Here is a 26959-nt window from a genome sequence, read left to right as displayed (position 1 = left end):
TAATTTACTTGGGACGTTTTGCTTTGCATAAAGGCTACTGTTAAAGCGGCATTCTATATTCGATCATGCCTGGTTTTTCTGCTACCCAATCATAAAGCCGCTGTGCTGTTTTATTCGTTTCCTGCGTATGCCAATAAAGACGATCGCAGTTTTTTTCTTGTGCCTTTTCCCTGACATATTCAATCAGTTTTTTCCCAACGTGTTTACCGCGAGTGCTAGGAACAACAAACAGATCCTCTAAGTAACAATAAGGGTTTACTCCCCATGTGGAATCGTGAAAAACAAAGTGTACGAAACCGACAATGTGTGAACCTTCTCTTGCTACCGCGCAATACACCGGTATATCGGCGTTAAAAAAGCGCTCCCAGGTGGTTTCAGTGACGTCATCGGTAAGTTGGACTTTATAGAACGCTTGATAACTTTTCCAATAAGGCAGCCATTGGTCATAGTCTTCTGGCGCGACGGAATTAATAATAATTTCTTGATCTATATTCATCATTTTACTCTCATAGGGTTGCGGATAGGGCTGAACATCAGGCTGATATTTATAACAATTAAACAGACTGTTATGCCCATCCACTTATTGAGAGGGAAGCAGACCAATTCGTTTAAATTCCTACGTTCTGGGCCGTACATTAACAATCATATCGGGCTTCTTGCGGGATAGGCCAACATGAATAAACACGCGCATACACTGGCACACTCTGTCAGGAAAAATTACTTAACGTTAAGTGGATTGCTATTTGCCTTCTTCTGGACATGGTCAGTCGTTTCTAGCAGCGGGTGGCAGGCGCGTCATTCTGGGATGGATGGTCGCCGATGCCGTCCAAGCAGGAAGGGTGGGCCGGGTCGTTTACCCTGCCGCGTGAACTCGTTGAATGTCATGGAAAGCTATATCAGCGGCCTGTTCGTGAACTGGAAAGCCTGCGCCAACATCAACAACATGTTGAACCATCATATGGTGCTGCGAGGCGTCTGATAATGAGCGCCCCGTGGTTTGCCAGGTATGTTCAAATCCTTCACGCCGATCGTGGTTTGCCGCTTCTGCCTCAGGGAGCCAAAAGCAGAGCGGTTTTTGGTAGCCACGGTCAATGAGATAGCGTGTTGCCTGATGCTGCGCGTCAAAATTATTCGGAATGTAGGCGGGGAGTGAGCGATCAGTCTGACTGACAGTTTGCTAAAATAACATTTTCCCCTTTTAGCACATCTGGCAACGTGACAGGGCGAAGCCCCATGGTGGTGGTGGTGACCCTTTTTATCATAAAAGGGTGGTTAATCAGTGATAAAGAGCCAAATGCCACGGAAAATGAAAGAGGTATTTGGCTTTTTCATTCCTTTTTTCATTGGTCAAGCAGGTGAGGACACGCCACTTTCCTCACCTGCGACACGGTTACGCCTTGTTATTACTCCAGTTTGATGGATTCATTATTAGCGCTGACTGCATCCCTACGCTGCCGCTCATCGACGGATTATAGGCCTGTTGCCCGTAGAATGAAGGGGGCTGATTCTGTGATGTAGATGACGAGCTATTTGTTCCACCTGACGTAGGGAGTAATGGTTTTACACCTTGTTTGGCTATCGCCCCTGTTAGACTGCCAAACGCAGGTATCGTTAATTTGCCCAACGTGAGGCTTTGCAGCGTTTTTATTACGGGTATGCGACTGAGCTGAGTGGACTGTGGTACGACGCCAAGGTTGCCAAACGAGCTGTAGGCATTGCTGACATCAGTAAGCGATGACGGGCTGAATGAGAGCCTGTTACCTGTACCAAGAATTTTGTCGTAAATCTTCGATTGTTGGTATGCTAACGCACCGCCTGCACCGGAGACCGCGCCAGTGATTGCTCCACCAATCGCACCCGTAATCGCACCGCTGAACATCGATTGTTGCCAGGTTCCCGAGTTGGCGACGCCGAAGGCATCGTTGACAAAATGCTGGCTGACGCCTTGTGCAGCGCCAATAACACCTCCGGAGACCGCACCAACAAACGATCCCGCAATGATGCCGCCTGCCGTTGTTGATGTTGCCGCCGCCGCCGCCGACCCAGCAGCAAAAGCACCGACCCCGCCAGCTGCGGATAGTGCCCCCGCAACGGCACCGATCCCTGCTCCGGCAAAGATGTAACCTGCCAGTGCGCCCCCTTTTAGCCCAGATTGAACGCCCGTATAGGCAGCGGAGATACCGCCAATCGCTGCGCCAACCAGTGCCCCCGTGAGCAAAATAATCAGAATTGACGCTATTTCACCCGAAGAGTCGGTTTGGTTGACAGGGTTGTTGTAGCAATAAACGAACGGGCCACCATATTGGAATTTGGGATCGCACGAGTAGAAGCGCCCAAGCTGGGGATCGTAAAAGCGGGCACGATAGTTATAGATTGCCAGTTCTGCATCAAACTCTTGGCCAGTATAGCGGTAGTGAAGAATATCCGGTGTACCGACACTATTGGCAAATAGCTGACCAAACGGCATGTAGTCCAGCATGGTGGCAACGGTGCCGTCGTCAGCAATGACGGCGCGTACCGATCCCTGCAAATCTTTCAGAACATAATATGTCACATGGTTTTTTACCATCGCCAATAGGCCACCAATGCCATAGATATATTGGGTGTTTTGTTCCCCTGACTCCATCAGCGGGAAGTCACTCAGCCCATGTACATACAGCGTTTGTGTGCCGTTACTCCGCCGCTTTATAACGCGTTGATTAAGGCCGTTATAGGTAAATTCCAGCGAGTTGCCCTCTTCCAGTGAAACGAACTGCGGTAAATTATTCAGCGCATTGTAGTCGATGCGTGCAATATGGCGATGCGATGAGGCGGTGACATTGCCGAAGGTGTCATAACGATAATGCTGTGTTTGCGCGTTATCATGATGAACGGCAGCAACTTTATTGCTGTTCTTTAGGTAATCATATGTCCTCAGTGCCGTTCCCTGCTGAAGAGACAAGATATTGCCATTGGGATCGAAGGTAAGCGGGTGGCCGACGCCAAGGCTGTAGTCATCGTGAGTGCTGTGCTGTGCGACGATTAACTGGCCGCGTTTATCGTACTGATAGCGGTAGGCAAATGTGTTTTCTGGATTGATGCTGTTTTCGCTGGTGGCGCTGGCAATATTACCGTTGTAGTAACCTGAGCCGTTATAGCCACCGGATGTATAGCTAAAGGTGTGTTTGAGCAACAGGCTACCGTCAGCGTACTGGTTGTCTATTTCGGTTACCCATCCCGGTGAGTTGTAAGCCAGACGACGTACAAGCGGGCGACTCCCTGTGGTATTGAGCTGTTCTCCGGCGAGGCTGCCATCAGCATGATAACGATATTGTGCAAACTTTCCAGGGTCGCTCTCCGTACCGATGGCCGTGTTTTGCCCCATGTTATTATAGGTGTAAATGACACTGGGAACGGGCGCGCCGGTAGGGTAATCAATACGCGTGGTATTACCCAGATTGTTGTAAGTATATGTCGTGGTTTGCGCAACTTGCTCTGGCACGCTCAATGTGGTGCGTGTTGTGTTGCCGTAGCGATCGTAGCCGTAACTGTTCTCGACGATCGTATCGCTGGCATTTCGTTTCTGTATTTTCCATAAACGCCCGCGTAATGTGACGTCTTCCCCTGTTCCGTCATAGCTATTTTGGGTTTCCCAGAGGTTATTCTGTGGATAGCGCGGATCGCTGTTCGCTATGCTCTGTAATTGACTGCCATCCCCCCAAGAACGCGTAATTTCTCCTTCCTCAATGATACGACCCAGAATGTCATATTTCTTATAGAGAACGGTGCCTTTCTCAACCGTTAACGGCGTTGAACTAAAGCGTAGACGACCTGCGGAATCGTAGATATAGCGCGTTTCTCCCGTATCTGGCGTCGTTCGGGATATGAGTTGCTGCAGGAAGTTATAGCGGTTGTGGGTCGTAAATGCCCCAGCGTCGTTGCCTGGTAAAAAAGCGTTCGGATGCAGGATTTGGCAGATATTCCCCGCGGCATCAAAAACTTGCTGAACGGCATCAACAACGGTGTTATCTGCATTGGTCTGCTTGCCTAACGTTTGTCCTCTACGATCTTTAATTTCCAGAACCTGAGAGCCATTCGCATCGGTCAGCGCGGTAACCAATAGTTCGCCTGGGCGATACAGAATTCCTGCGATGCTTTTTTGATCGGTAACGGCATATCTTATCTGGGTGGTGTGGCTGTTGCTGCCAGTGATGGCAAACAGTTTACCGGGTAACCCTTTTTTGAGTGGTCTACCAAGTGATGACGCTTCATAGCGAGTGCCGCTGTACGGGTATCCTTCATCTTGTGGATAAAGCGTGCTGATTTCGCCACTCATCATGCCCGTTGCACTATCCAGCCCGCTGACAAACCCTGAGCGGTAGCCGAAAAGTGTGTTGTCAAATGTCGCTATCTTGGTTTCAGCGATGCAGTTCCCTAGGGCGTCATAGCATTTTTCTTTAACCAAACACTGGATACCATTTAACACCTGATACTGCATACCCTGCCGATTTGCATTTTTATACACCATTGAAATTTGAGGTGAGCGATACGTCACAGGGTTAGCGAATTGCAATTCGCCCTGTGCTGAAAACACGCATTCGCCACGCAGTGGCGTTGGACTTTTTATGGCAAAAACTTGTCGACCATCGGCGAATAAGAGCACGGCTCCGTTGACAGGAATCAGTAAAACCGTTGCGGGAACCTGGCCATTAACTTTGCTATTTTTGTGCGTCGTGCCATCCAGTTCCAGCGTCCAGCCCGTTAATGACTGCCATTTGGCGTTTAAGCAATTACCGATAGTGATGCCAAAAGCGGCATTCTGAGGCGTGTAGGAAGAGAGGGTAACGCCGATAGCATAGCAGTCATGTTGCTGGGTTGGCCGCCATGAAATGGTGTTAATTGCCAGACCCGTGTGGCAAAGCTGGCCGTTATTGAGCCGCCACGCACCGACGACATCCCGCTGCCAGTGCTCCCAGATTTGCTCGCCGTTCATAAAGGTTTCGTAGAGGCCGCCTTCTGCCGCCATGATGTCACAGCTACTGGAGGGATCGTTTTGAGGATAGGCAAAGGGCTGTGCGTCATTCCAGCTTCGCGTCGCGTAGCTTACCGACCCTTTTTTGCTGTTTTCCTGTGGGCCAACTTCGGTGAATTTCTGGCGTAGTGCATCGTAGCCATAACGCATGATATCGGCATTATTGCCGAGCGTGGCGGTTTCATCCCAGTAGATTGGGTCGTAAAATTTCGCTTCCATGTTGCTGGTCAACGGGGTAATGCTGATGTTGTTGATCAGAAGGTAAGCGGACGATTTTTCATTCGTGAATGCCACGGTTAGCGGGAGGGGAACCCCTTCTCCTTGATAGTCGATGACCGCCTGCCAGTACACCCATTTCGCTTCATCGGTAGGGATAATCGTCATTTTTTTACGTTCACCGCCGCCTGAGCGCGTTTCCAGATAAACGTTGCCCGCGTTGGTCAGAAACCCTTTTTCCACTTTTATCCAGCCAGCAATGATTACTGTCTGCGAGTGTTGTAGCTGCGCTATTCGCGACAGTGCGCTGTTAGCGGCAAGTTTAAAACTCTGGGTGCCTGTGCACGCATCACCAGAGGTGAGATAGTCTGCCATCGTCCCCTTGCCTGACGATAATTGCCAGTTCGACGAATAGGCTTCATAGGGTTCAAAACCGACAAAATCACAGGTGTTCTCGTCTTCGCTGGTGAAGGTCGCAATCGGCAGAATTTCGTTTTGATCCCATAGCGTGCTTTCTATCTGTTTTGTGGCGTCAGTCCCACAGGTGATTGCCCCATAAAAACGCCTGCGCAGAACGCTATTTACCTTCAGCCATGATGTACCCGGGTTGGCAGCGATGAGATGTGAGCTCTCTGGCGTGGTGTCATCAGAAGCCTGTTGCAAGATATACGCCTGGCTTGCTGCCCACACCGTTGGAGCTGGGCGACCAGAGAGTGGAAACTGACGTGACTGAGGGGTGTATTGTTGCAGGCTGCCGGAGAATACCGTTTTCTTGCCGCCATTAGCCGAGCTGGTAACCGAGTCAAAATGGGTGAAAGGAACGTCGATAACGTGCTTAAGTAAGAACCACGGGTAGGCCTGATATGCATAACCATAGTCTTTGGTGATCGTTTCTACCGTACCGTCTTGAGTCACATTATCAAACGTTTCCTGTACGAGTTTGCCAAACTGGTTGTCATAAGTGTAGCCCGTGGTCGTCAGCAGGCCATCATTGGTGCTTGTGTCGGTGACGCAGCGGATGTAGCCGCCAAATAAGTCACGTTGCACTCCCTTGACGGTGAGCGTTGTAAACACTTCCACATGCTTCTGTTCATGTACCAACAGATTATGGCTGCTATCGAAGGTTTTTTGTTCAATAAGCTGCCCATCTAAAAGGCCTGAATCGTCTTGGTCTGACGTGCTGACCTTCTGATTTTTTCTGGTTAGCCCGTTGAAATAATTATTTTCGGTATAGCCAAAAAGCGGGGTGGCTGGCGTGGTGGTGCCCGGATAAGAGGTGCTTTTGTAATATTTAAATACGGCACCGGTTGGATCGCAGGTTGCCGTTGCGATATCAAAAACATACGCCGTCGTGCTGGTGGTATAACCGTCATTGATACTGACCGTATCGACGCAATAATCCACCAGCGTACCTTGCAGGGTATTATCCAGATAGCGGTTCAGCGTTAGGGTTTCTGCGTTATCAAAGCTCTTTTCCAGCGGCAAATAGGTGACAAAAGTGGAGAGGCCTGAAGGGTATTGACCATTAATGTTAGTTTTGATTTGCCCGTCTGCACCGATCTGTGTGAAGTAGCGTTGGACGATAACATCTTTACTGGCAAGGTTCTGGTTGAGGAGTGGCCAGACGGTCGTATCTTTGACTGCCGTTCCTGCCAAATTCAAATAAGAAATAAAACGCGGTCCCTGATTGATCATGGTGGTGCTATCTATCTCATACGGCACTTCCTGATAGTGGTTGACCGCATCCTGCCAGTTACACCAGGAACCACGCTGGTAGATACGATTGCCCATGGTGGCAATATCGGCACCGGCCGTTGGGAAGAAATGTATTTTCCGCGCGGATGTGGAGCCGTCTTTACTATACAAATCTATGGCACTGTTATCCCAGCGGGTAATTTGGGTCGTGGGATCGTAGCCAATGAGTTTGGCTTGCACGGCAGATTCCCGATTACTGACCGCGATAGCGTAATCGGTGCCGTAGGCATACCAGTTTATGTCCTGATCGCTACAGGTATCGCGGAAATTCAGGCTTTTGTTAAACAACCATGATGCGCCGTTGTAGCGTAGCAAATGAGGGCCGGAAGCAATCATGCTGTTGTTGATGAATCTGGCGATAAAGGGAATGGTAATCACACTGGAGGGATTACTTTTCGGTAGGCGACAGGGGAAGTCGACACTGTTTATCGTGTTAAAAGCAGCGTCCCATTCCAGAACTTTAATGGTGTAGTCAACGCTAAGAGAAACTTCCTGAGTAATGTAAGTCAGCGCAATAAACGAGGCGCTGCTGGCAAACCCAAAGCTGTTTGCTGGATTAGTGCCGCCTATGGTAAAGGTCAGCGTTGTGGACGCGCCGGTATGCCATTGCTCGCCACCGTCCTGATAATAGAGTGTGAATGTATTGTGATGCGTGCCGCCGCTTTCTGGCGCATAGTCCAGAATGGCGTAGTACTTGTTTGTAGCGGTGATGTAAGGCTTGTTGTTTGGCTTATTTGCCGCAAGATCGGAGGATCTCTCTTCAATAATCCATGACTTGGCAAAGCTATTCCATGTGTAGCGTAGTAGCTTGCGGTTATCTTTATCACAAGTGACGAAGAAATTGTCACCCGCGGCGATTTGTAAATGAGCGGTTTTTGCATTTATCGGTGCCGTTTCGAGCCATTCCCCCCATTTGCGGTTGTCTTTATGGTAAACGTGTACGCCTGATTTCCCATTCTGTGGGCTGGAATAGGTTAGACAGGCAAAGTCAGTGGAGGTAATCACGTTAACACTATTGATATCGAACGCGGCCTTGATGACCTGAGGCGTGGGCGTCCACTGTTGCCAGCGCCCCAGCCAGGTATAGAAAGTGATATGGATCTGGTCGGTCGATTCGTTTAGCCATAGGCTGACCACATAGTCCGCCCCAAACCAGACTCGAGGCTTCGCGGTGCGTGGCCAAGGGGTGGTAATCTGCTGCTGCCTGTCACAGAGGGGCAGCGCCTGCTGTTTGTATCGGTAGGTGATATCGGCCCCATCGGGCGTAATCGCACGGCTTAGCGCCCCAGCGTTAACGCTGCCTGCCGGCCAGTAGCTGAGTTGCAGGTCTGGCAGGGAACACGGGGTGGCGTATGTCCGGCGTATACTGGTTAGCGTGCGTTTGACAGTGTCGCCGTAGAGGTTGTCATTCTTTGCGTAGTGGCTGAAATTGCTGCTGATGTCATAACCCAATTGCACGGTATAAAGCAGAGAGCCTTGAGGATTATTAACGACAATATTGTCCAGATAACGAGTTTCGTATCGGTCCTGATAGGGGCTCGGCTGGTTATCAGGGATCTGCGTATAGGGTGCATTCCAATGTGGAGACAAGTATTCGCGCGGGCCAGCAGGGGAATGAATATCGTACAGTTTTTCCTTGTAGTTGAAATTAATGGTACGGTTAAACATGTCGGTGATTGTTAAAAGGTAGCAGGCTTTAGTAAACGATAACCCGTTGTCACCAATCTGTTGTTCCACCACATCATAGCTGAACGTGATGGTATCTCCCCAAAGGCTTTCGATTTGTACTAAATTCCAGGCTGACGCGAATCTTGATTGTAATCGTGTTTTATCTCCGGCATGCGTCAGCGCTGATTGTCCTGACCAGTTACCCCATCTTACTTTCCATTGAATAGCATGTTGATTCGGGGTTATTCCACCGTAAAAATAACTGGTGCCATCATCTTTCACAATTTCCCAGCGTTCAAACTCTGGGTAATATAAAATTTTACTGAAATCATATTGGAAACATTCAAAGGCAAAACCACCAGAAAGGACACTCAGATGTGAGTCTCGGTTCTTAACGACAAACACACGTTGATTTTGGCTATCAATAATTTCCCATTGTTGATTCGGTTCGATGGTATTGACACGGGCATGACTATCAATCGTTATTCCAGAATCAATAAACTGAGACTGAATAGCGGAATCTATTTCCCCTTTGTTAAGAGGGGGGATACTGTTATTGGAAAGTGTCGCACGCTGCCATTCATTTTTTGTTCTTATTAATTCTGTTGCGCTGTTATTAATGTAAATTTGATAGGTGTTGTCGCCTGATGAGGCACTCCCTCGTGTTTCAACTTCTATTCTTTCAAAAGGAAGCTTCCAGCCTAGTCCTAATATACTTGTTGGGGCGCTGGCATTTGATTGATGAATCTCATTTTTAACATTACTGCCATAGGATGCCGTCACTTTCACATCCAGCTTGTTTCTTCCTTGCAGTGAAACTAAGTCTAGAGGTAGGTTTATATCACCACGAAATAGATTAACGCTGTCCTTAAATATATTGTTGATATTTTTTTCGAATTGGCTTGGGCGTATTTTTGGGGTTTGACTGTTCGTGCTATTGTTCATTTTTTATATCCTTTTAATGAAGCGTTATCAGTCAGGATGCATAAGTTAGGCTAGAGACGGTAATGTGTCGTGAGGATAATGGCTTTCTGACGTGTGAACCGTGTATTCTGGACGGTGTGCTGGTACTCAAAAGTCGCAGATAGCATTTCTGCTACCTGCGATATAATTAATCAAAAAAGAGAAAGATAAAATTATGAATCACATTCTGCGACAACAAGAACGTTGACGCTGCCATAGGCTTTATTATTGGACTTGTCTTCCATAAAACAGGTTGCAGAAACGGTGACTTTATTGCCACTAAAACTTGATATTGAGCTGGCAACGCTAATGGTTTTTAAATGGTGATCAGCACTACCGAAAGAAAGTTCAAAGGCTTGAACGGCGACAGAGGCGTTAAGTACACGAGTTCCGAAATCTATACTTTGTGTTGCACCTGATTGAACTTTGACAGCTTCAAATTTTGTAGTGGACATAGCTTATCCTTATTAATAAATAATTGTAGTTATGCTTTATATACCCTAAATAATTCGAGTTGCGTGAAGGCGGCAACTGCGCGAATCCCCAGGAGCTTACAGCAGTAAGTGACTGGGGTGAGTAAGGGCAGCCAACGCACAAGCAGCTTGAAGTATGGCGGGTATAGCAGGAGTATTGCTGTTAGCCATTTTAATAACGTTAATGCAAGAATAAATTATATTCAACGAATGGCTTTGTCAATCTCGCAGGGATAAAAATAATTCATTTTATTTTTTCTTTTATCGTGTTGTTTTTTAAGGGTTTATTTTATAGTCTCCTTGGTTATTGTTAATGTGGTTATTATTACCACGATCTTCTTTTAAGTGAGAGGAGAATAATAAATTGTATTTTATAAGTGATTCTGATGACTCAGGTTTCAATTACAATCCCAGAACATAACGCCAAGGAATGTAAAATACCTATTTACATTGATTTTTTATGGCAATTTTATTAAGAATAATTTTTATGACTAATTTTTTTAAGTGGTAATGGAAAAGCTAAATCTCTCACAAACTTAATGATATTAATAACTCAAATATCATTTTTGATAAAATAACCAATGATATTTTTATCGCGTAGCATGATGATTATGCTATTAAATCAGGATGACCCTGAGAAATGCAATCAATCTTGGGGAATAAAAAAACCCTGCCGGAGCAGGGTTTCCCACAATCAAATTTTTGGTGCACTTAAAAGTAAATCTTAGAACGGAATGTCGTCGTCGAAATCCATCGGCGGTTCGTTGCTTTGTGCTGGTGCGCTGTTCTGTGCTGGGCGTTGCTGAGATTGCGCGCCGCCGCTGAACTGGTTGCCACCCTGCGGCTGCTGAGGTTGACCCCAACCGCCTTGTTGCTGGCCGCCACCTGCATTGCCACCGCCTGCTGGTGCGCCGCCGCCCTGGCGTCCACCTAACATCTGCATGGTGCCGCCGACGTTAACAACCACTTCTGTGGTGTAACGTTCTACGCCCGCCTGATCGGCCCATTTACGGGTTTGCAGTGCGCCTTCGATGTAAACCTGAGAGCCTTTGCGCAGGTATTCGCCCGCGACTTCTGCCAGCTTGCCGAACAGCACCACACGGTGCCATTCGGTCTTCTCTTTCTGCTCACCGGTTTGCTTGTCACGCCAGCTTTCCGACGTAGCCAGCGTGATGTTGGCAACTGCACCACCATTCGGCATATAGCGGACTTCCGGGTCTTGACCCAGATTCCCGACAAGAATCACTTTATTAACGCCTCTGCTGGCCATGCTCGTCTCTCCTGATGAATCGATAGATTTATTTTAAGTCTAAACGATCAATCTTAACATGGGAAAACGCTCTGTCATACCTGCGAAATGGCTTCAGAAATGAAAGTAATATTTGCAGCGTTTGCAAAATAAACGGGTTTAATACTGGATATCCATTCAGCCTTTTTTATGGCAAGCTATCCCTGCTTGCCACCCTATCGGGCCGTCGCGAGCGACGTTAAAAAATGCGTCCGGCATTTTTTTTGTGCCATAATTGCTCGTTTCGTACCGGTTCTCTCTGCTCGAGAGGCGATGACAAACCGTTTTTATTCCGGGAAGTGTGTGAATGGATAAGATCGAAGTTCGTGGTGCTCGTACCCATAATCTCAAGAATATCAACCTGATAATCCCTCGTGACAAGCTGATCGTAATCACCGGTCTGTCTGGTTCGGGTAAGTCATCGCTGGCGTTTGACACGCTGTATGCCGAAGGGCAGCGGCGCTATGTGGAATCACTCTCCGCCTACGCCCGTCAGTTCCTGTCGCTGATGGAAAAACCGGACGTCGATCATATAGAAGGGCTATCGCCCGCCATCTCTATCGAACAGAAATCCACCTCGCACAACCCGCGTTCCACGGTCGGGACGATTACCGAAATTCATGACTACCTGCGTTTGTTGTTTGCTCGCGTGGGTGAGCCGCGTTGCCCAGAGCACGATGTGCCACTGGATGCGCAAACGGTCAGCCAGATGGTGGACAACGTGCTGGCGCAGCCTGAAGGCAAACGCCTGATGCTGCTGGCGCCGATTGTGAAAGATCGCAAAGGCGAACACAGCAAGACGCTGGAAAACCTGGCTTCACAGGGCTATATCCGCGCCCGTATCGACGGTGAAGTGTGCGATCTGTCCGATCCGCCGAAGCTGGAATTACAGAAAAAGCACACTATTGAAGTCGTCGTCGATCGCTTTAAAGTGCGTGACGATCTGGCACAGCGGTTGGCGGAGTCATTCGAAACCGCGCTGGATCTGTCCGGTGGTAGTATCGTTGTTGCCGATATGGACGACCCAACCCAGCCTGAACTGTTGTTCTCGGCTAACTTTGCCTGTCCGGTGTGTGGCTACAGCATGCATGAGCTGGAACCGCGCATGTTCTCGTTCAATAACCCCGCGGGCGCGTGCCCAAGCTGTGATGGTCTGGGCGTGCAGCAGTTCTTCGATCCGTCCCGCGTGGTGCAAAATGCCGAGCTGTCGCTGGCAGGCGGCGCCATTCGCGGCTGGGATCGTCGCAACTTCTACTATTTTCAAATGCTGCGCTCCTTGGCGGAGCACTACAAATTTGACGTCGATGCCCCGTTTGAAAGCCTGAGCGCCGCGGTTCAGAAAGTGATCCTGTATGGCTCAGGTAAAGAGAACGTCGAATTCAAATATATCAACGATCGCGGCGATACCTCGATACGTCGCCATCCGTTCGAAGGCGTGTTGCACAACATGGAGCGCCGTTATAAAGAAACGGAATCCACGGCGGTGCGCGAAGAGCTGGCGAAATTCATCAGTAACCGTTCCTGCGCCAGCTGTGGTGGAACGCGTCTGCGTGAAGAAGCGCGTAACGTGTTTGTCGAGCAGACGACGCTGCCGCAGATTTCCGATATGAGCATCGGCCATGCGATGACGTTTTTCCAGAATATGAAGCTCAGCGGGCAGCGTGCTCAAATCGCCGAGAAAGTGCTGAAAGAGATTGGCGATCGACTCAAGTTTCTGGTGAATGTCGGGCTGAACTATTTGTCGCTCTCCCGTTCGGCGGAAACGCTGTCCGGCGGCGAGGCGCAGCGAATTCGTCTGGCTAGCCAGATCGGTGCCGGGCTGGTTGGCGTCATGTACGTTCTGGATGAGCCGTCCATTGGCCTGCATCAGCGTGATAACGAGCGACTGCTGGAAACCCTCATTCACCTGCGTAATCTGGGCAATACCGTCATTGTGGTTGAGCATGATGAAGACGCGATTCGTGCCGCTGACCATGTGATTGATATCGGCCCCGGTGCGGGCGTGCACGGCGGGCAGATTGTCGCAGAAGGCACGATGGAAGAGATCATGGCGGTGCCGGATTCGCTGACGGGGCAGTTCCTCAGCGGTAAACGCAAGATTGAAATACCGAAGCAGCGCGTGCCTGCGGATCCGACCAAAGTGCTCAAGCTGATTGGTGCGAAGGGCAACAACCTGAAAGACGTCACGCTGACGCTGCCGGTTGGGCTGTTTACCTGCATCACTGGGGTATCGGGATCGGGCAAATCGACCCTTATCAACGATACCTTGTTCCCACTGGCGCAGCGCCAGTTGAACGGTGCAACGCTGGCAGAGCCTGCCGCGCACCGCGAGATTCAGGGACTGGAGCATTTCGATAAGGTGATCGATATCGATCAAAGCCCGATCGGTCGTACGCCGCGCTCTAACCCCGCAACTTATACCGGTATTTTCACGCCGATTCGTGAACTGTTTGCTGGCGTGCCGGAAGCCCGTACCCGTGGCTACAATCCTGGCCGTTTCAGCTTTAACGTGCGCGGCGGGCGCTGTGAAGCCTGTCAGGGCGACGGTGTGATTAAGGTCGAAATGCACTTCTTGCCGGATGTCTATGTGCCGTGTGACCAGTGCAAAGGCAAGCGCTATAACCGCGAAACGCTGGAGATTCAATACAAAGGTAAAGGCATCCATGAAGTGCTGGATATGACCATTGAAGAGGCGCGAGGGTTCTTTGATGCCATTCCGGCGCTGGCGAGGAAACTGCAAACGCTGATCGACGTCGGCCTGTCCTACATTCGTCTTGGGCAGTCGGCCACCACGCTATCTGGCGGGGAAGCACAGCGTGTGAAACTGTCACGCGAGCTGTCGAAACGTGGCACCGGGCAGACGCTGTATATTCTCGACGAACCTACAACTGGTCTGCACTTTGCCGATATTCAGCAACTTCTTACTGTTCTGCATCAGTTGCGCGATCAGGGTAATACCATCGTGGTGATTGAACACAATCTGGATGTAATTAAAACGGCAGACTGGATTGTCGACTTAGGGCCGGAAGGCGGCAGCGGCGGCGGGGAAATTCTGGTCTCCGGCACGCCGGAAACGGTGGCGGAGTGCGAACAGTCTCACACTGCGCGTTTCCTGCGACCGATTCTGGCGCGCGAAGCCTGATAGCAGGAATAAGGCAATGTGGACGCAATATGAAATCCGCCTGAAGCCGAAAAGCAGAGGCTTCCATCTGGTGACCGATGAAATACTGGCGCAGGTCACCGCACTGCGTCAGATAAACGTCGGGTTGATGCAGGTATTCATCAAGCACACCTCAGCGGCACTAACGATTAATGAGAATGCCGACCCTACGGTGCGGCAGGATTTCGAGAGTTTCTTTAATCGCTTAGTGCCGGAGGATGAACCGTACTACCGCCATACGTATGAAGGTAGCGACGACATGCCCGCGCACCTGAAAGGCAGCTTGCTGGGAAACAGCCTGACGATCCCTGTCACCAACGGACGCCTGAACATCGGCACCTGGCAGGGCATCTACCTGTGCGAACATCGCAACCACGGCGGCAGCCGCTCGCTGGTTGTCACGCTCAACGGGGAATAACGCCACGAAATGCGTCGCGCCAGCGACGCATCCCGATAAGTACCGAATTGCCTGTGCGGCAGTGAACACCATGATTTACATGTATTTATCTGAACTACTCTTTCTAAGCTGCCTATACGGCAGTGAACATGTTCAGCGATCGCTAGCGAATCAGTCCAATTTTCTAAGCTGCCTATACGGCAGTGAACATGGCGCAATCCAGTGTATGGAAGTTGGTTTCTTTCTAAGCTGCCTATGCGGCAGTGAACATTTCCGGCACGATGCAGTCAATCAGCAGTTCTTTCTAAGCTGCCTATGCGGCAGTGAACCTCCGCGCCAAACGCGTTCATTAGCTCGATAATTTCTAAGCTGCCTATGCGGCAGTGAACGCCGTTCACTGACATAACTAGACGCGTGGACATTTCTAAGCTGCCTATGCGGCAGTGAACATTCGGTGTAATTAGATGGGCTATACGTGATCTTTCTAAGCTGCCTATGCGGCAGTGAACTAGCATTCACCGAGTTTATTCTGTCCCTTACGTTTCTAAGCTGCCTATGCGGCAGTGAACATATTAGGCTCCCTGTGTGGCGCTATGGGGGATTTCTAAGCTGCCTATGCGGCAGTGAACGATGCTTAAATTAGTCAACGCTAGGCATGATATTTCTAAGCTGCCTATGCGGCAGTGAACTTGAGTTCGCAGGTTCCTGCATTAACCATGCTTTTCTAAGCTGCCTATGCGGCAGTGAACCGCTAAGGACGCCACGCCGTTCCGTCGCGTCGTTTCTAAGCTGCCTATGCGGCAGTGAACGCCATGTTTGAATTAGTAGCCGAAGCCGTCAATTTCTAAGCTGCCTATGCGGCAGTGAACAATCCGCTATTCCTGAGGCGCTCAAGGCGCGATTTCTAAGCTGCCTATGCGGCAGTGAACTCCGGCAACAAATCCGCATTCGCTCGACACATTTTCTAAGCTGCCTATGCGGCAGTGAACGCTCAAGTGATTGCTCTTCGATTTCTACTTCTTTTCTAAGCTGCCTATGCGGCAGTGAACGGGCGGTATCCCCTCTTACCCCTTCACCCCAGTTTCTAAGCTGCCTATGCGGCAGTGAACCGTTAAGGTTTTAAGATAACCACCAGATTTTTAAAGAGAATATGACTTTTTTGGTGAAAAACCCTTTTTTATTAGGGCGACCAACTGCAATTAAAAATCAATAGCTTGCAGTTGGTCGTAAAAAAAGGGTCAGAACCACGGAACGGTGGCTTCTGCGCTTAAACCGTAGGAAGAGAAGCGGCCAGCGACAGGGGCGTCCTGTAGCGGGCCATGTTCCACAAACACGAAAAACATCTGCCCGTTGGACAAGCTTTTGATTTGCACAAACGGCAGTGCGCTGCGTTTTTCCACCGCATCGGGAATGCGTGCTGCGGCTTCCGCTTCCGTTAGCCAGCCTTTGCTGACCGAGCGTCGGCGTAACCGTTCGGCGCTGCTCTTGAGCTGAACGCGGCGCACGGTGCGAAATTTCACGCCGTCAGGGATGGCTGTACACGCGGAAACCTGCGTGTAATCCCGCAATCCTTTCAGCCAGGCCGTTTGCTCCAGTGTAGAGAGCGCTTCTGTCGTACCGTGCAGCCGCAGGCATTCCCCCAGCGTTTTACCCACTTGGGGAAAGCTGATCCCAATCTTGCCATCCGCCACCTGTCCGAGCGCCCGGTGCAGTTTGGCAAATAGCGCGTTCAAGAGCTGCGAGGCAGTGAACTCAGGATCGGGCTGGACGCGAATATCAATGTAGTGATCCATACCGCCACCTTATTCGCCTTTTTCACCAAACACACCGCCGCGAATCAGCGTGGCGATCACATAGTGCTGCTGCTCCGGTGCAGGAACATCGCCTTTAATCACCCAGTTATCCAGCAGCGTGTAAAAATCCATTTTATCTTTGGGCTGGCGGTAGGCTTTACCTCGGCTGGTCACGGAACCGTAAGGTTCGACGGCAATCGGGCCTGCTTCATCGGCGGCGGGATACCAGTCATCAACGGTGCGCAGCGCGTTACCGATTTTCTGCGAGTGAATGGCGGCGACGTCATTCACCTGATAGAGAATCTTGCTCTTGCCGTTACGCGCTTTTTCATCGAGCACCAGTTCCTGAGAAGGGAAGACTTCCTGCCCGTTGCCGAGCTGTACGTAGGCTTCCACGGTAAAAAGCACCGAGGCGTCGCCCGCCAGCCCTTGCTCAATCGCCTGTGCTAATGCGGCAAGGTCACCCGTTGGCTGGCTGAATTGGCGCAGCGAATAGTCTTCACCATTGAATTCCCAACGCAGCTCGCCTGTGGTAACCACCACGCGAACCGCTTCCGCCCCGACGCGATTGCGCCACAGAAAACGACCGTTTGCGATGTTTTCTGCATAGCGTGCCGCCAGTGTGCCAAAACCTTGATCCTGAGCGTATCCGGTGATGATGTTACCCAGCGCGGTTTGATAGTCCTGATCGTTACAGACTGAGGGCTGCGCGAGGTTACCCAGCACCCGCAGGGTAAACACGACTTTCAGGGTATCGGCTCCGAAGGGAAGGGCGGCAACGTCTACGGTTTGCAGGTTGGCTTTCTGAATTTCTGCATCCAGTTTGGCCGGGTCACTGGTGAGGGCATTTTTCAGGCGGTTGGAGATCGTCCCGCGTACCGATTTCTCCTGAATGGCAATCGGTGTCCAGTTATCCTGCTGCGCCCAGTTACCTGCGTACATTACCGCGTCCGAATTCGCCAGCTTGCGTTCAAAAGCCAGTACCGATGCAGTTTTTAAACTTGTTGGTGCTTTTGCCATGATGTCGTCCTTTTTAGTCATCGAATTCGTAGGAAGTGTCTTCTGCTGCTGAATGGGGGTCTGCTAATTGGCGGCAGTGATAATCGCCGTTCTGATAGTCGTACTCCCAGAGTATCTGGCGGATATCACTGATGCGATGCGCGCCTTGCCATTCCCCGATGCCGTAGGCGGCTTCGGCAAAACAGAATGGCGTGTGCGGATCGCGGGTTTTATCGACTTCACCGGGGGCATAAAGCGGCGAAATGGCGCGGTAGCCGATCATTAGCGGGATCAGGAAGCCGCCGCCACCGGGTTTGGGCTGGTATTGCCACTGTACATTGCTCCCGTTGGGATCGCGCTCTGCCCGCATTTTTAACGCGGCGAAATCCAGCCAGGCATCAATCAGTTCCGCTTGCGGATTATCCTGCTGTAGCGTCTGGAAATGATCATGCAGTAGCGATGTGCGATCTTTTAGTACAAAACCAGGCAATAAACGGCGCATCACTTTACGGGTTTCTGCTTCGTCGCTGGGTAATGACTGGAGGGTGACGCGCTCGATATCGACAATCGTGCCGCCTGCCAGCCGCTGGCACTGTGCCTGCTGGGTGAGGAAATCACGCAATGCCGTGGTATCCGCTGGGATCTGTCCCTCGCAGCGGATTAGCAGCGAGACGGTCATGTGCATACGGCCTTCTTCATTGAAGGCGGCGGTTTTTGCTTCTTTGGTCAGTGGGTTGCGGGTCAGAGCGAAGCTCCGTTCCCAACTGGAACCATAGGCGTGTAGCTGATGTTGATGGCTCACCACGCCGCAGCCTTCCAGCGTCAACCTGTGGCTGGCCTGCAATTTACGCGACAGCGCATGGGTAAAACCAAGAAAGTGCGTAATAGCGGGAAAACCGTAGGTCAGCCCGGCAATGGCGTTGGCGTTTTCGACCTTGATACGATGCAGAATAATCAGCGTGCTCATGCCAGATCCTCTTTCAGTGCGCTTTCCATTTCACGCATCCGGCGCTTGAATAGCGCAGCGGTAGACCATTCGCGGCGTTCGACTTCGCCGAAGATCAAATCTTCATGCTTGAGTCGACGGTTCAGCCAGCGGCCAAAATCGTAGGCCACGTCCTTTTGCCAGTCTTCTGCTTCACGCTCGCGGCGGAAAACCGTATCCGTTTCTGCACGATAGGGATCGAGCCATAGCTGCTGGGCACGTGTCAGTTCAGACTCTGCGCTCCAACCAGCGGGCAGATTTTGCACGCTGGTGACATAAAAGAAGAGCTGATCGATCAACTGGTCGAGGTAATGCAAGCGCTGTTGACGAATGTCACGATTGTTTTCCACCTCTTTGACGCTAAGCAGAAAGCGCTGCATCAGCGCTAAGGTCGCTCGGGTGTGATAGTCCACCTCGCCGCGTGGACGGAAAATAGAGTCATGCTGCTGTGGTGGTTTTTCAATGCTGTTCCACTGTGGTGGGGCACTACTGAGCAAATAGGAACGGCCGCTACGGCTGCTATTGAGTGAGGAAATATTTTGCGGCTTGGTGCCCCCCATATTCTGTACTGCCAGATAGGGGTAGCTGATAGAGAGTTGGTCGTGCCACTGATTGGCTTTTTGCGCCTGACGAATGGCTTTGGCTTCATCACCAAAGCGCACGGCATTAACCCGCTGGTGGAGTGCATGAGCGAGTGAAGAAGAGTAAAGTGGGCTGATCAGATGGTATTCACCGTTTTCGAGTGGGAAATAGATCTGCTTGGCTAGCTTATGCGAACTGGGTTGTCGATCGGTAAAGACCTGCTGAAAGCCTGCCAGCCACTGTGCGAGCTGTTCTGGGCTTTCTGCCAGCGCTTCTAATGCACTGTGGTCGCCGCGCTGTAAGGCGGCGACCAGCGAATCACCTTCGTGTTCGGTCTGGAGCAACTTGGCGACATCAAGGGCGGCCGCGTTGCCGACTGCATCGATAGCGGGCTGTGTCAGTGTTGCGGTCGAAAGCGTTTTGGCATTTGCTACTGTTTCAGCGCTAAAGATGCTGCTGCCTTTGGCATCGCTGTGGGTAAATTTCAAGGCGTGGGTGACCAGACTGATTTGCCCAGCACGGCTGGCGGCATCGGTTAACCAAGCGCGAACCTCATGTTTTTGCTCGATCTCTCGCCGCTTCTCGGCCAGCTCCACTTCCTCTGCGGCTAACGCTTCGCCGCTGAGCACCGCGCGTTTCTTCTCTGCCTCTTTATCGAACGCATCCAGCTTGGCCTGCTTTCGATTGTTGATGTAGGAGAGTATGAATTCGGTCAATTTCTCACCACTCATAGTTAATCCTTTATTTTTAGATTCTTACATGAATTTTTTTCTAGTTCCGATTGATTGTTATAGAAAAAATTGAGAATTGCTGTCCCTTTGCTGAACTGTCCGCTTGGTTATCGATATACATAATCATTGGTTTCGTGCCAAGGGTAACTATCAATATACAGGCGATAACCGAAACACATAACCAAATGATTTTTAATCGTTTCATGATGGAACAGCCTGTAAACAAACCCACACAATATGGCAATAGTAATTGATGAATGAATAGTTGTAAATATCCTAGATATATTCTCTATAAAATTAAAAAATTGGTTTTTATGTAGCTTGCTATGTAGAATTAAGCTACTGCTGTATCAGCAGCTTAGAAATAGATATGTTCGCTATACATATAAACTGCCGTACAGGCAGCGGCGCACTCAGTTGAGTGCGCCAAACACCCCTAACAGCGGGTGCCAGAGCCAGTCTTTTGCCTCTTTTTCCCGTAGGCGAATTTCGCCGAAGCGTTCGCTAACCCGTTTGAGTTCCCACTGTTTCTCGTCCGCCAGTCGCTGGTATAAGGCGTGGTAGTCGGGATCGAGCCATGCACAAACGCCTTCTGCCATGTGCAGTGACGTGGGGCGGATCACATCGCTTTGCTTCCACTTGCTGGGGCCGTCGTCCGGTATCATGAAAACGGCATCTTCATCGTCGTCGGCGATCCACAGGGTGTACGGTTCATCTTTTGCAGATTGACGAAATGGCGTACGCCGTTGGAGTTCACCGTTCCAGTGCGGATGTGCGCGCCACCAAAACGCGGCGGGCGGGCGTTTCAGCCCATCAAGATTTTGATTTTTTAGGCCAAGTAGCGTTTTTCCTAAAACAGCATGTTCTAACGCCACCAGTGAAAACGGCTTGGTGAGGGCTGCCGGTTGCACAATGCGCGGGGCGGCGTTGAGATGACGGTAGTCCTCCTCCTGCAATAGCTGACGAAGGTCATGTGTGGTTAGCGGTTCATCGTTAGATTCAAACCCAGGCTTACAGTACGCGACGTCTTCACCTCTCAGCGCGCGAATATTGTGGCTAAGCAGATAGATATTGGGGGTTTTAGGTACATGCTGTTCATCCTGTCTATGGCGTAATATTCGTCCGGCAAGCTGAATAAATGAACGCATTGAGCTGGGTTCGACAATCGCCCAATCGTAATCATGGTCTCTACCGACTTCGGCGACTGAGGTCGCTAACACCACAAAGATATGATGCTGCTGCGGCGCGTTTTCTATCGCCTGACGAATCTCCGCCACCTGCCACAGCGCATCGGCGTCGTTACGCATCAGCGCGGCATCGAGCCGCTGCTCAATATAGGAACGCATCGCCAGCGGGTGTTGGCTGTGATAAATGCAGTAATGAATACAGGTGTCCGGCGGCGAAGGTATAGCAAGCAACTGACGGGCGACGGCAACCAGCGGATTGATATTCGCCATTCTGACCAGCCCCAGAGAAACGGCTTTGCCGTTCTTGTGTTTCTGATGGTGCTGTAAGTGCAAATCGCGTATCAGTGGGTGGATCGCCTGCGCGACAGCCAAATGAACATCATCTTTATTTTTGCTGGGGCTACTGACGGGCACAATGGAGGCCAGCCGAAGCGGAAGTTCCTCTTTGGTAAGATTCTTCAGCCGCTGCTGAACGAACGCATCGTGCTGGGTCATGAAGCTTTTCACATCACCATATTGCTCATGCTGACAATCAAATTCATCAAACCAGCCGCAGCACACGTTAAGCGGTGTATTCGGTGTACCGTAAGCCTGTTGCCAGGCGGCACGGCCATCAAGATAGGCACCGAACAACGCGCGAATTAACGCGGGTGGCAACGTGGCCGAGGAAAGTAGAACACGCGATCCCAGCATTCCTGCCCAGTTCACCAGTCGGCACAGCGCGGGAAGATCTTCCAGCCCAAAATCATCCGGTTCATCTAGCACCAGATCGGAGGTCAATAGCCGTAGCATCGGGGCAATCTGGTGGCCGCCGCGCAGACTTTCCATTGCGGGCATCAGGTGATCGATGGTGGTGATCAGCACCGGTGCACTCAGTAATTGATGCAGGGTTGGGCTACGTTCCAGCCACGTCTTTAACCTGCCATCGTCCAGCGAGCCATCGTAACGAACATACTGATGTTCAGAGAACAGCGGATCGGCGGATTCACTGCCCGTCTGCGGCGTGTGCTGTTGGCGCGTCTCATTTTCCAACCGCATTTCATGGAGATCTTGTACGGCCTGTGAACCAATCAGCACCGCTAAGTCGTCTTCATCCAGCGTTAAGCGCTGCCGTAGCGCATCACCGGTTTGCAGCGTCAGCGTGCGTAACCCCAGCGCGACTGAGAAGCGGCAGCCGAGCGCTTCATCTGCCAACCCATACATAATTCGCGCGTTAGCGAAGGTTTTCCCCCGGCCTGTCGAGGCCATGTTGACGCCGAAAAAACCATGCTGCTTGCTGGATTCCTGAATGGAACAGGCAAGATCGAATGCGCGATCCTGCCAGCGAAAGCGCGGGTGCGTGCTGCGCTGACGGAAACCTTTGTGGCGAGTAATCGCGGGTAGCGTGTCGCGCAGGTGTGGCAGGCTGCGTCCCAGCAGCAGAGCATTTTGCCCGACGCCGACGCAGTGTTCGTCCAGCTTCTGTTTATATTCCCCCGTTTTGCGATCGGTGTTAGCCCAGACGGGATAAGCGGGATCCTGCCAGCCCGCTGTTGGATCGCCTGCTGAATAATGGTGGTCAGCCAGCATGAGTGCGAGACGAGCCAGATGCACGGTCAACCGTTGATCTAACTGAGCGAAATGCATGAATGAGGGGAGTTTTAGCGCTCGACCCGCAAACTTGCGCGCCTTCTCACGCCAGACGCTGCTGCGCAGCGGCGTACCGTGAGGAAACTGCCACACCTGTGCCAGATTGGCTGGCGTGACATCGGTCTTGCAATGATTGAGTGCATTCCATTGTGCCGAGAGATGGTCGGTTAACCATGTTTCTGCATAGTTGAGCTGCGGTTCACTGCTGTTGGGTGTAAGCTCTGTCGATTTGTTAAACACAGGCAGCCGATGGTGCGACACAATCAGCCAGGCGATAACTTGCGCCAGCGGCGGCAGGGTCAGAAATGGCGTGTCGTTCACTGCTGGCGTATCTTGCTTTAGGCTGGCGAGCAAAGTGACTTCGGCTTCCGAAGTGATGCTACTGAGTACGGTTAACCAGCCTTTGTCGTCTTGCTCCCCCACGAAGGCCTGAAACAGCCGCAGCGACACCCATTCATGCCGATACGGTTGGCTGCGTGGACCTGTGCCGCTCAACCCTGACTGAAATAGCGCATTGGCCTTGCCGACATCGTGGAATAACCCGGCAATGGCCGCCAGCAGGCTAAACACCTCGGCGTTGTGCCACGGATTTTCATCTTTTGAGCGCAGAATATCGCGGCTGGTGGTGTTGGTCGGCACGCTCCCCTGTGCATTAAAACGCCGTAAATTACCGACGATCCACAGCAGCTCGGTATGATTCGCACTGCGAACCCAGTGACAGGCGACGGCCGTATTACGACGCGCCGTTTTGCGCAGCAGCTTGCGTAGCGTGTTCAACCCTTCCTGCGTAATAGCGGTTTGCCACGTACGCTCGCCCTTGCGTTCGGCAAACTGATCCAGTATCCGGCGGGTTTCGACCAGCGCGCGCTTATTGCATTCTGAAATTAGCAGAATGTTCATCGACCCACCTGACTCAGCGTGCTGGCGACATCCTGCAAACCGCCGATCATCACATCCAGCGCCTCGGATTGTTGGAATGCGGTCAGGCAGCGCTGACGAAATTCTTGCTCATCCTCGCCTTCCATCGCGGCAATAAACGCCTGTGGCAGTACGAGTGCGTCCTTAATTAAATCAGCGACGTCGAATACCAGCCCGCCGCGGCGAGTTTTACCGTGCAACACCGCTAATCCGTGCGGCAGACCCAACACCCACGTCGCGACGGCAGCCAGCCCATAAGCCAGATAATTACCGTGATCGAGAAAGCGATTGGCCAGATCGGTACCACCGCCGCGTTTGGCGCGGGTAAAGTCGCCATAGCTCACGGCAGTGGCGGCCAGTTTGTACAGGGCTTTGGTCATCATCGCTTCCTGCACCAGCACGTCATTGCTGGTGTGGCAGTCGGTTAGCCCTTTTTCATATCGATCAAGAAGCGCCTGAAGATGGTCGGCTTTAAAGGTAAAGCGGGATTCGCGGGACAAACGAGAGCCCAGCCAGTGCTGACGAATTTGTGTTATCCGCACCTGTTGGAAGGCGATGGCGGCGGCCAGCCTTTTCTCATCATCGAACCAAAAGCTGACCCAGTCCTGCAAATACTCGGTTGGTCGATATTCGCTCTGCGGCGATAGCCAGGATACCGCCACTTCCGCCTCGTTGGCCGCAAACAGCGGAGTACCGCCGCCGCCACAAAAGCCAACCATTACACCAGCTCTGGCAAATTCCCGCATCGCTGCCTGCGTGACGGAGGTGCCGGTTCCCAGCATGACAACGCTGGTATTGGCGATGGGGATATTCCAGTACAGGGACTGGTTTCCTTCTTCCGTGACATATTCGACACGGCCACCGTTAACGAGAATGCGGCAATGCTGGAGGTAATAAACATTGGCACGTTTGGAATGCAGAATGGTTTTTAAGTCCGAAGGGCTAAAGGCGTTATCCATAATGTATTTTCTGCCGCAATCGATAATAGCTGTGATGCCAGCGAATAAATCGCAGGCTAACTATTTGATAAGAAAAAATATAATCTTCAGAAAACTAACGAAAATCAGACTATCACAAATATTCTGGAAAAATGGTGGCTGCAAAAAATATTACCCAGACTCAGACCCTTTTTATTTGGCCTATTTCACAGGATTAAAAATCAATGAGTTACGAAAGGACGAAAAAAAAGGGTTTTTGCGGCGAAAACGGCAATTGCTGCTAATAAAACAAATCGTTAGAGTGATCGGGCAACGGTTCACTGCCGTATAGGCAGCTTAGAAAGTCTCCGGGAGCAACTGATCACAACAGAAAAGGTTCACTGCCGTATAGGCAGCTTAGAAAAAGGCATGGCCAACCCCGTGCCTTTCTTTTATGTTCACTGCCGTATAGGCAGCTTAGAAAAAGCAAAAAAATAAATAACTTTACTAATCATTGTTCACTGCCGTATAGGCAGCTTAGAAAATGAAAGTGCTGGTGAAAGACGGTAACAAGATGTTCACTGCCGTATAGGCAGCTTAGAAAATCATCCGGGCATCTTCTGACGACGTGAAAAAGTTCACTGCCGTATAGGCAGCTTAGAAACGTATGTCAAAAATCGTAGATACCGATGAAGCGTTCACTGCCGTATAGGCAGCTTAGAAAGGAAGAATTCCCATCAATGTTAAAGAGCGCACGTTCACTGCCGTATAGGCAGCTTAGAAAATAGGAAGGTGTCTACTACGTAAATATGACCAGTTCACTGCCGTATAGGCAGCTTAGAAATCGCCTGCATCAGCACCGTCTACGCACAATGCGTTCACTGCCGTATAGGCAGCTTAGAAACAACCCGCTTCGGCGGGTTTTTTGTTGCCAAAGTTCACTGCCGTATAGGCAGCTTAGAAAAATCGCCTGTTAGTGAACACCATTCGTTCACGGTTCACTGCCGTATAGGCAGCTTAGAAAACTATTCGCCCGCCCCGTTCCATCAGCCTCAGGTTCACTGCCGTATAGGCAGCTTAGAAAGTTAAAAGCAACACGGGCAGCCAGAAGCGATAGTTCACTGCCGTATAGGCAGCTTAGAAATCTCCGAAAGTGGTGCCGCGAGAATGGAATAAGTTCACTGCCGTATAGGCAGCTTAGAAAAGCAGAGTAAGTGCGGATAATTACTGGCTTGCGTTCACTGCCGTATAGGCAGCTTAGAAAAGCGCGACGGGATAATTCCGCGCTAACGTTGCGTTCACTGCCGTATAGGCAGCTTAGAAAGACCAGGTGCGCCAGATTCTGGCCGTGGAAAAGTTCACTGCCGTATAGGCAGCTTAGAAAAATAGCCGTCATCGGGGCCGTTCAGGAATTTGGTTCACTGCCGTATAGGCAGCTTAGAAAAGAATGACCAGCAGGGATGTCGGTGGATAGACGTTCACTGCCGTATAGGCAGCTTAGAAACGGAAATCGGCGGGATTTTTTTTGATGCAATAGTTCACTGCCGTATAGGCAGCTTAGAAAGCGTTCCGATTCGTCAGAATCAAGACAACATCGTTCACTGCCGTATAGGCAGCTTAGAAAACTATGTTGATGGGGTATAAAATGGCTGAATTGTTCACTGCCGTATAGGCAGCTTAGAAATGGATAACGCTATTCATGTACTCAACGAGGATGTTCACTGCCGTATAGGCAGCTTAGAAAGCCTGGGGCAGCGATAAGCACCTGTTCGCCCAGTTCACTGCCGTATAGGCAGCTTAGAAATCCAATGAGTTTGACCGTCTTCTGAATAACCTGTTCACTGCCGTATAGGCAGCTTAGAAACCTCTTCAACACTGTTAAACGGGCAATGAATTAGTTCACTGCCGTATAGGCAGCTTAGAAACAGTCAAGATCGGTGGGCGTTAAGCCCAGTAAGTTCACTGCCGTATAGGCAGCTTAGAAATGATTAGGGATGAGGGCGAAAACAATCTGATCGTTCACTGCCGTATAGGCAGCTTAGAAATAGGAGCGAAAGACTAGTGCCAGTAGCATCATGTTCACTGCCGTATAGGCAGCTTAGAAAAGTGGTGCGAGCAGCGTGATAGGCACCATGTTGTTCACTGCCGTATAGGCAGCTTAGAAAGTGCAGATCCCCAGTGGTTATTGGAAAATTTTGTTCACTGCCGTATAGGCAGCTTAGAAACGGCAGAATGGTTAACTCACGGATGCTTATCGGTTCACTGCCGTATAGGCAGCTTAGAAAAC

At 50.7% G+C, this 26959-nt stretch carries 13 protein-coding genes, 1 pseudogene and 2 CRISPR repeat arrays; of the genes and pseudogenes, 3 read left to right on the top strand and 11 right to left on the bottom strand.

From position 1 onward, the window contains the following. Nucleotides 1-40: 40 nt before the first annotated feature. Nucleotides 41-499: a GNAT family N-acetyltransferase gene (locus K7X24_RS06840; protein ID WP_224553899.1), complete on the bottom strand. Its 459-nt coding sequence runs from the start codon at nucleotides 497-499 to the stop codon at nucleotides 41-43. 235 nt (nucleotides 500-734) lie between these two features. Here K7X24_RS06840 and K7X24_RS06835 point away from each other — a divergent pair. Continuing rightward, nucleotides 735-954 (top strand): annotated as a pseudogene (locus K7X24_RS06835) (glycoside hydrolase family 32 protein); the annotation flags it as partial. Here the strand turns inward: K7X24_RS06835 and K7X24_RS22155 are convergent. The 4 genes from K7X24_RS22155 to ssb1 form a co-directional block, all read right to left on the bottom strand. Then, on the bottom strand, nucleotides 854-1138 hold the full coding sequence (locus K7X24_RS22155) for a hypothetical protein (protein ID WP_224554120.1): 285 nt from the start codon (nucleotides 1136-1138) through the stop codon (nucleotides 854-856). The pseudogene K7X24_RS06835 and the gene K7X24_RS22155 sit on opposite strands and share 101 nt — an antisense overlap. A gap of 252 nt (nucleotides 1139-1390) precedes the next feature. Continuing rightward, complete coding sequence (locus K7X24_RS06825) at nucleotides 1391-8932, bottom strand: RHS repeat domain-containing protein (RefSeq protein ID WP_224553897.1); 7542 nt, start codon at nucleotides 8930-8932, stop codon at nucleotides 1391-1393. Between the two features lie 854 nt (nucleotides 8933-9786). Continuing rightward, nucleotides 9787-10068: a hypothetical protein gene (locus K7X24_RS06820; RefSeq protein WP_039490817.1), complete on the bottom strand. Its 282-nt coding sequence runs from the start codon at nucleotides 10066-10068 to the stop codon at nucleotides 9787-9789. A 742-nt stretch (nucleotides 10069-10810) separates the two neighbouring features. After that, entirely contained in the window at nucleotides 10811-11356 is a 546-nt protein-coding gene (gene ssb1, locus K7X24_RS06815) for a single-stranded DNA-binding protein SSB1 (RefSeq protein ID WP_010295128.1), read from the bottom strand. A 325-nt stretch (nucleotides 11357-11681) separates the two neighbouring features. On the opposite strand from ssb1, the gene uvrA reads away from it, so the two are divergent. Beyond that, on the top strand, nucleotides 11682-14516 hold the full coding sequence (gene uvrA / locus K7X24_RS06810; protein WP_224553895.1) for an excinuclease ABC subunit UvrA: 2835 nt from the start codon (nucleotides 11682-11684) through the stop codon (nucleotides 14514-14516). 16 nt (nucleotides 14517-14532) lie between these two features. Next, on the top strand, nucleotides 14533-14952 hold the full coding sequence (locus K7X24_RS06805) for a secondary thiamine-phosphate synthase enzyme YjbQ (RefSeq protein WP_224553893.1): 420 nt from the start codon (nucleotides 14533-14535) through the stop codon (nucleotides 14950-14952). 100 nt (nucleotides 14953-15052) lie between these two features. Beyond that, a CRISPR array of direct repeats spans nucleotides 15053-16040; the repeat unit is 28 nt; unit sequence TTTCTAAGCTGCCTATGCGGCAGTGAAC. A 129-nt stretch (nucleotides 16041-16169) separates the two neighbouring features. On the opposite strand, the gene cas6f is transcribed toward K7X24_RS06805, so the two are convergent. From cas6f to cas1f, 6 genes are all read right to left on the bottom strand, one after another. Further along, nucleotides 16170-16724: a type I-F CRISPR-associated endoribonuclease Cas6/Csy4 gene (gene cas6f / locus K7X24_RS06800; RefSeq protein WP_224553891.1), complete on the bottom strand. Its 555-nt coding sequence runs from the start codon at nucleotides 16722-16724 to the stop codon at nucleotides 16170-16172. A gap of 9 nt (nucleotides 16725-16733) precedes the next feature. Next, entirely contained in the window at nucleotides 16734-17744 is a 1011-nt protein-coding gene (gene csy3, locus K7X24_RS06795; protein WP_224553889.1) for a type I-F CRISPR-associated protein Csy3, read from the bottom strand. A 13-nt stretch (nucleotides 17745-17757) separates the two neighbouring features. Continuing rightward, entirely contained in the window at nucleotides 17758-18690 is a 933-nt protein-coding gene (csy2, locus tag K7X24_RS06790; protein WP_224553887.1) for a type I-F CRISPR-associated protein Csy2, read from the bottom strand. After that, the gene (gene csy1 / locus K7X24_RS06785) at nucleotides 18687-20021 is read right to left on the bottom strand and encodes a type I-F CRISPR-associated protein Csy1 (RefSeq protein WP_224553885.1); all 1335 of its coding nucleotides are present in this window, start codon (nucleotides 20019-20021) and stop codon (nucleotides 18687-18689) included. Before csy1 ends, csy2 begins: the two co-directional genes overlap by 4 nt. Before the next feature lie 413 nt (nucleotides 20022-20434). Then, a complete protein-coding gene (cas3f, locus tag K7X24_RS06780) occupies nucleotides 20435-23737 on the bottom strand; it encodes a type I-F CRISPR-associated helicase Cas3f (protein ID WP_224553884.1) in 3303 nt (1100 codons plus the stop codon). Further along, complete coding sequence (gene cas1f / locus K7X24_RS06775) at nucleotides 23734-24714, bottom strand: type I-F CRISPR-associated endonuclease Cas1f (protein WP_224553882.1); 981 nt, start codon at nucleotides 24712-24714, stop codon at nucleotides 23734-23736. The genes cas3f and cas1f overlap by 4 nt, the downstream gene beginning before the upstream one ends. A 294-nt stretch (nucleotides 24715-25008) precedes the next feature. Then, nucleotides 25009-26957: a CRISPR direct-repeat array (repeat unit 28 nt; unit sequence GTTCACTGCCGTATAGGCAGCTTAGAAA). Nucleotides 26958-26959: the final 2 nt, after the last annotated feature.

The sequence above is a fragment of the Pectobacterium versatile genome (genome assembly GCF_020166435.1).
Classification (GTDB): Bacteria; Pseudomonadota; Gammaproteobacteria; order Enterobacterales; family Enterobacteriaceae; genus Pectobacterium; species Pectobacterium versatile.
The sequence above is the reverse complement of the archived record's forward strand: the minus strand, read 5'-3'. Positions and strand labels throughout refer to the sequence as shown.